Annotated in this window: 5 protein-coding genes; 4 read left to right on the top strand and 1 reads right to left on the bottom strand. The window is 72.7% G+C overall.

The genetic code is table 11. The annotated features are described in order from the left end of the window. The first annotated feature begins 342 nt into the window (after nucleotides 1-342). The 4 genes from AB0A74_RS42375 (at nucleotide 343) to AB0A74_RS42360 (ending at nucleotide 4,668) form a co-directional block, all read left to right on the top strand. Complete coding sequence (locus tag AB0A74_RS42375; RefSeq protein WP_358258859.1) at nucleotides 343-2,229, top strand: primary-amine oxidase; 1,887 nt, start codon at nucleotides 343-345, stop codon at nucleotides 2,227-2,229. 111 nt (nucleotides 2,230-2,340) lie between these two features. After that, the gene (locus tag AB0A74_RS42370; RefSeq protein ID WP_358258858.1) at nucleotides 2,341-3,234 is read left to right on the top strand and encodes a bile acid:sodium symporter family protein; all 894 of its coding nucleotides are present in this window, start codon (nucleotides 2,341-2,343) and stop codon (nucleotides 3,232-3,234) included. Nucleotides 3,235-3,277: 43 nt separating this feature from the next. Then, on the top strand, nucleotides 3,278-4,120 hold the full coding sequence (locus tag AB0A74_RS42365) for an NAD(P)-dependent oxidoreductase (protein WP_358258856.1): 843 nt from the start codon (nucleotides 3,278-3,280) through the stop codon (nucleotides 4,118-4,120). Nucleotides 4,121-4,158: 38 nt separating this feature from the next. Further along, complete coding sequence (locus tag AB0A74_RS42360; protein ID WP_358258854.1) at nucleotides 4,159-4,668, top strand: SMI1/KNR4 family protein; 510 nt, start codon at nucleotides 4,159-4,161, stop codon at nucleotides 4,666-4,668. Here the strand turns inward: AB0A74_RS42360 and AB0A74_RS42355 are convergent. Further along, nucleotides 4,649-5,683 (bottom strand): medium chain dehydrogenase/reductase family protein, encoded by a 1,035-nt coding sequence (locus AB0A74_RS42355; RefSeq protein ID WP_358258853.1) that lies wholly within the window; start codon nucleotides 5,681-5,683, stop codon nucleotides 4,649-4,651. The genes AB0A74_RS42360 and AB0A74_RS42355 overlap by 20 nt on opposite strands. Nucleotides 5,684-6,038 lie beyond the last annotated feature (355 nt).

Raw genomic sequence — 6,038 nt, 5'->3', positions numbered from 1 at the left:
GTCCTCCCCGTATGGCCTGGCGGAGCCAACCACACTTTTGGCCGGGTGCCGCTAAAAATTTTGCTCGTCCCTCACAAAATTTTCGGCTGCACCCGACCAAAAGTGTGGTAGCCCTTCGGGCAGGCCATACGGGGAGGACGGAAAAGCCCAAAAGCAGGGCGCTGCGCGCCCGAAGGGCATGGCGCTGCGCGCCCGAAGGGCATGGCGCTGCGCGCCCGAAGGGCATGGCGCTGCGCGCCCGAAGGGCATGGCGCTGCGCGCCCGTGGTGCTGTGCGCTGATACGCAACTCCGGTACACGGCAACGCAAGACCGCGCGACCGCCGCTTCGAATACTCGGGACCATGACCACACACCCCCTCGACCCCTTGACCGCGGCCGAGATCGCCCGGGTGCGCGCCGTGCTCGTCGCCGCCGGGCGGGTTGGTGCCGCGACCCGGTTTCCCAGCGTGCTGCCGGTCGAACCGCCCAAGGACGCCGTGCGGCTGGGGTTGCCGGTGTCGCGGCGGGTGCGGGCGGTGCTGCTGGACACCGCCACCGGCGCGGTGGCCGAGGCCGTGGTGGACGTGACGGCGGGGGTGGAGGAGTCCTACCGGCCGTTGGACCCGGAGAAGCACGGGCAGCCGGCCGTGCTGTTCGAGGAGTACGACCGCAGCGCCGAGTTGGTTCGCGCCGACCCTCGGTGGCAGGCCGCGATGCGGCGGCGCGGGATCGAGGACTGGTCGTTGGCGTTCGTCGCTCCGCTGTCGCCGGGGCACTTCGACGAGCCGCTGCTGCGTGGTCGTCGGGTTCTGCGGGCGTTGACGTTCCTGCGCGACCACGTGGACGACAGCCCGTGGGCGCACCCCGTCGAGGGGCTGCTGTGCGAGGTGGACCTGATCGCGGGCGAGGTGCTCGCGGTGACCGACTCCGGTGACGTGCCGGTGCCCGTCGAGCACGGCAACTACACCGGGGTCGAGCCGCGCACGACGCTCAAGCCGATCTCCATCACCCAGCCCGAGGGCGTGAGCTTCACCGTCTCCGGCAGCGAGGTCACCTGGGAGGGCTGGACGTTCCGGATCGGGTTCAACGCCCGCGAAGGCCTGACGCTGCACCGGATCGCGTTCGGCGGCGACCCCGTGGTCTACCGGGCGTCGGTGGCCGAGATGGTCGTCCCGTACGGCGACCCCGAGCCGTGGCGCAACTGGATCAGCTACTTCGACGCGGGCGAGTACCTGCTGGGCAAGAACGCCAACTCGCTGCGGCTGGGCTGCGACTGCCTGGGCGTGATCCACTACCTCGACGCCGTCCTGGCCGACGACCACGGCCACCCGGTGTCCATCCCGCAGGCCATCTGCATGCACGAGGAGGACTACGGGGTGCTGTGGAAGCACACCAACATCCTCACCGGGGCGTCGGACGTGCGGCGGTCGCGGCGGCTGGTGGTGTCGTTCTTCAGCACGATCGGCAACTACGACTACGGCTTCTTCTGGTACTTCTACCTCGACGGGACGATCGAGCTGGAGGCCAAGGCCACCGGCGTCGTGTTCTGCGGGGCGGGCTCGGCCGGGCCGTTCGGGGAGCTGGTCGCGCCCGGTCTCGTGGCTCCCGTGCACCAGCACCTGTTCTGCGCGCGGCTGGACACCGAGGTGGCCGGGCCGCGCAACACCGTCGAGGAGGTCGACTTCGTCGGCGTCCCGACCGGCCCGGACAACCCGCGCGGCAACGCGTTCACCACCGAGACCACCGTCCTGGACCGCGAGTCCGCGGCGGCCCGCCTGGCCGACCCGCTGCGCGGCCGGACGTGGCTGGTGCGCGGCACCGCGGAGAACCGCCTCGGTCAACGCCGCTCCTACCAGTTGGTGCCGAGGCCGGGTCCGGTGCTGCTGGCCCAGCCGGACGCCACGGTCGCGGCGCGGGCGGCGTTCGCGTCCAAGCACCTGTGGGTGACGCGGTTCCACGAGGACGAGCGCTACCCGGCGGGGGAGTACCCGAACCAGCACCCGGGCGGCGGCGGTCTGCCCCGGTGGAGCGCCCAGGACCGGCCGCTGGTGGACGAGGACGTGGTGCTCTGGCACGTGTTCGGCCCGACCCACCTGCCGCGGCCGGAGGACTGGCCGGTGATGCCGGTGGACTACAGCGGCTTCCTGTTCCGCCCGGTGGGCTTCCACGACCGCAACCCGACCCTGGACGTGCCCGACCTGTCCGGGTGCGCCCACTGCCCGCCCGGGGCGTGCCACTGCGGCCATTGACCGTGCGGCCATCGACCGTGCGGCCGTTGACGGCTGTTCGGTAACGACCACTGTTCGGCGGACCGGACATGGAGGAGGATTCGCCCACTCGCTGCCGGAAAGGTGGTTCAGATGGGCACTGCGTTGACGAGTGTCGGACTCCCCGTCGCGCTCGCGGTGGTGATGTTCGGCCTGGGCCTGTCGCTCACCGTCGCCGACTTCGCCCGCGTGCTGCGCGAACCGCGGGCCGTCGCGGTGGCGCTGGCGACCCAGTTGGTGCTGCTGCCGGCGCTGTGCTTCGGGCTGGTGTCGGTGTTCGACCTGGACCCGGTGCTCGCGGTCGGGATGCTGCTGCTCGCGGCCTCGCCCGGCGGCACCACGGCCAACCTGTTCAGCCACCTGTTCCGCGGCGACGTGGCGCTCAACATCACGCTCACCGCGGTCAACTCGGTGCTCGCCGTGCTGACCCTGCCGGTCGTGGTGAACCTGGCGCTGGCGGTGTACGCACCGCCGGTGGGCGACGGTTCGGTGGGGCTGGAGTTCGGCAAGGTCGCGCAGGTGTTCGCGATCGTGCTGGTCCCGGTCGTGCTGGGCATGCTGGTGCGCCGCTGGTCACCCGCGTTCGCCGACCGCGCCGACCGGCCGGTGCGGATCGTGTCGGCCGTGGTGCTGGTCGCGGTGATCGCGGGCGCGCTGCTGGCCGAGCGGGAGAACCTGGGCGGCTACCTCGCGGACGTGGGCCTGATCGCGGCGCTGTTCTGCGCGGGCAGCCTGACCGCGGGGTACTTCCTGCCGCGGCTGGCGCGGGTGTCCTCCCGGCAGGCGGTGGCGTCGGCGTTCGAGGTCGGCATCCACAACAGCACGCTGGCGATCACCATCGCGGTGACCGTGATGGGCAGCGAGCGGCTGGCCGTGCCCGCGGCGGTGTACGGGGTGATCATGTTCCCGATCGCGGCCGTGGCGGGTTGGCTGTTCACCCGGGCGCACGCCCCCGCACCTGCGAAAGATGCGGGTTCCGTGTCCTGATGGCAGATTCGTCGTTGCCGGACAAGGGATTGGGGTTTCCACGGTGACGAAGTCTGTGGCGGTGCTGGGCACGGGGATCATGGGCGCGGGCATGGCGCGCAGCCTCCTGCGGGCGGGGTTGGACGTGGCGGTGTGGAACCGCAGCGCCGACAAGGCCCGGCCGCTGGGGGAGGACGGCGCGCGGGTCGCCGACACGCCGGCGGAGGCGGTGGCGGGCGTGGACGTCGTGCTGACCGTGCTGTTCGACGCCGACTCGACGGCCGAGGTGGTGCGCGGGCTGGACCTGGGCGGCGCGGTGTGGGTGCAGTCGGGCACGGTCGGCCTGGAGGGCACCGAGCGGCTGGTGGAGCTGGCCGGCTCGACGCCGTTCGTGGACGCGCCGGTGCTGGGCACCCGCAAGCCCGCCGAGGAGGGCAAGCTGACCGTGCTGGCGGCCGGGCCGCGGGAGGTGCGGGACCGGGTCGCGCCGGTGTTCGAGGCGATCGGGTCGCGGACGGTGTGGGCGGGGGAGCGGCCCGGCGACGGCCACCGGCTCAAGCTGGCGGCCAACTCGTGGGTCCTGTCGATCACGGCGGCGACCGCGCAGGCCGTGGCGTTGACGCGCGGGTTGGGGTTGGCGCCGGAGGCGTTCCTGGACGTCATCGCGGGCGGTCCGACCGACAGCGGTTACGCGCAGGCGAAGGGTCGGGCGATGATCGCCGGCGACTTCACGCCGTCGTTCGGCATCGACGGCGCGGTGAAGGACGCGGACCTGATCATGGAGGCCATGCGCGCGGCGGGCACCGACGACCGGCTGATGCGGGCGCTGCACGAGCAGTACCGCGTCGCCGCCGACCACCGGGGCGCCGAGGACATGGCCGCCGTGGTCCGCGCGTTCGGCACCTGATCGCGGGCGGCGGCGGCGCGGGCGGTTAACCTTCCCCGGTGACGGAAGACCGCCGGTTCCCACCCGCCCTCGCCGCCGTGGCGGAGTGCGCCTTCGACTACGACGACGGCATCGACTTCGAGCCGTACACCGAGTTCTCCTCCGCCGAGGACACCCGGTCGTGGATCCGGTCCTGGACCGGCAACCAGGAGCTGGACGGGTCCGAGTTCCGCGTGTTCGGGCAGGACGGCACCGGCGGGCTGGCCATGTTCTGGACCGTCCGCGAGGGTGCCGACCTGGTCGACCAGCCGGTGGTGTTCTTCGGGTCCGAGGGCGCGGTGGGCGTCGTCGCGCGGGACCTGGCCGCGTTCCTGTGGTTGCTGGCCGACGGGCTCGGGCCGATGGAGGTCGTCGAGTACGCCGACGCCGACCCGAACCCGAACGAGGAGCTGCGGGACGTCGCGGAGAAGTTCGCGGCCGACCGGCGGCAGTCCGGGGTGGACGTGCTGGCCGACGTGCGCCGCGAGTTCCCGGACTTCGAGGCCACCGTCACGGCGTGGTGCCGGTAGGGGGAACGAGCACGACCTTCCCGGTGACCGTGCCGGACTCGGCGAGCGCGACCGCGCGGGCGACCTCGTCCAGCGGCACGCGCGCCGCGACCTGGGCGCGCAGCTTCCCCTGCGCCAGCAAGCCGAACACTTCGGAGAGGTCACGCCGCAGGGCCGCGCGGAAGGCGGCCTTGCGGCGCTTGCCCGCCCAGATGTTGAAGAACGTGGCGCGGTGGCCGTTGGGCAGGGCGTTCCACAGGAGCAGGCGGGCGAACAGCTTGAGCACCGGCAGGCGTGCCGAGCCCGCTTCGTCGCGGGTGGACGCCGTGCCGTAGGCGACGAGCGTGCCGCGCGGGGCGAGCAGCCGGTAGGAGTCGACGATGCCGGGCCCGCCGACGTGGTCGAACACCGCGTGCACGCCACCGGGTGCGAGGGTCTTGATGTGCGCGGCGAGGTCGGGTTCGCGGTAGTCGACCGGGATCGCGCCGAGGTCGCGGACGGCGTCGTGGTGGCGGGGCGAGGCGGTGCCGATGACGGTGGCCCCGGCCAGGCGCGCGAGCTGGACGAGGGTCGAGCCGACGCCGCCGTTGGCGCCGTGGACGAGGATGGTGTGTCCTTTTCGGACGCGCGCGACGTGGTGCAGCATCCGCCAAGCCGTGATCCCGTTGACCACGAACGACTCGGCTTCGGCCGGGTCCACGCCGTCGGGGACGGGCACGAGGTCGGCGGCGTCGAGCACCACGTGATCGGCCCAACCACCGACCTTGGTCAAGGCGGCGAACCGACCGCCGGCGAGCTCTTCGGTGCCCGGCCCGGTTCGGACGACGGTGCCGACGAGGTCGTACCCGGGCACGAACGGGAACGGCGGCTGGTCGTAGTACTTGCCCCGCCGCATCTGCTGCTCGGCGAACGACACCCCACTCGCCTCGACCCGCACCACGACCTGCCCGGCGGCGGGGGAGGGCAGGTCGCGGTGGCGCAGCTCCAGCCCGTCCGGTTCGACGGTCCCGGGCAGAACGACTTCGAGGGCACGCATCAGCTCTCCTAGTGTGTGGTCAGTCAATCACACTTCCCGCCGTGACCAGGCGCGAGCGGCTGGTTGAGGGGGAGGTGTGAATGATTAAACACTCACACTGTGTGGCGAGTCAAGCGGTCGGTCCGGAGGGCTGGCGCTTTGGCGGGCCGAGTCGAGCCGGGCCGAGCCGGGCCGAGCCGAGCCGGGCCGAGCCGGGCCGAGCCGGGCCGAGCCGGGTCGAGCCAGGCCGGGCCGAGTCGAGCTGGGCGGGCGGGGTGGGGCGGGCCGAGCGGGGCGGGCCGGGGTGGGGTGGGCCAGGCCGGGACGAGTCGAGCCGGTCGGGCCGGGGGCGAGCGGGGCGTGCCGGGCGGGCCGG

This window comes from Saccharothrix sp. NPDC042600, assembly GCF_040647305.1.
GTDB classification, from domain to species: Bacteria; Actinomycetota; Actinomycetes; order Mycobacteriales; family Pseudonocardiaceae; genus Actinosynnema; species Actinosynnema mutabilis.
This window is presented reverse-complemented; position numbering and strand designations above follow the sequence as displayed.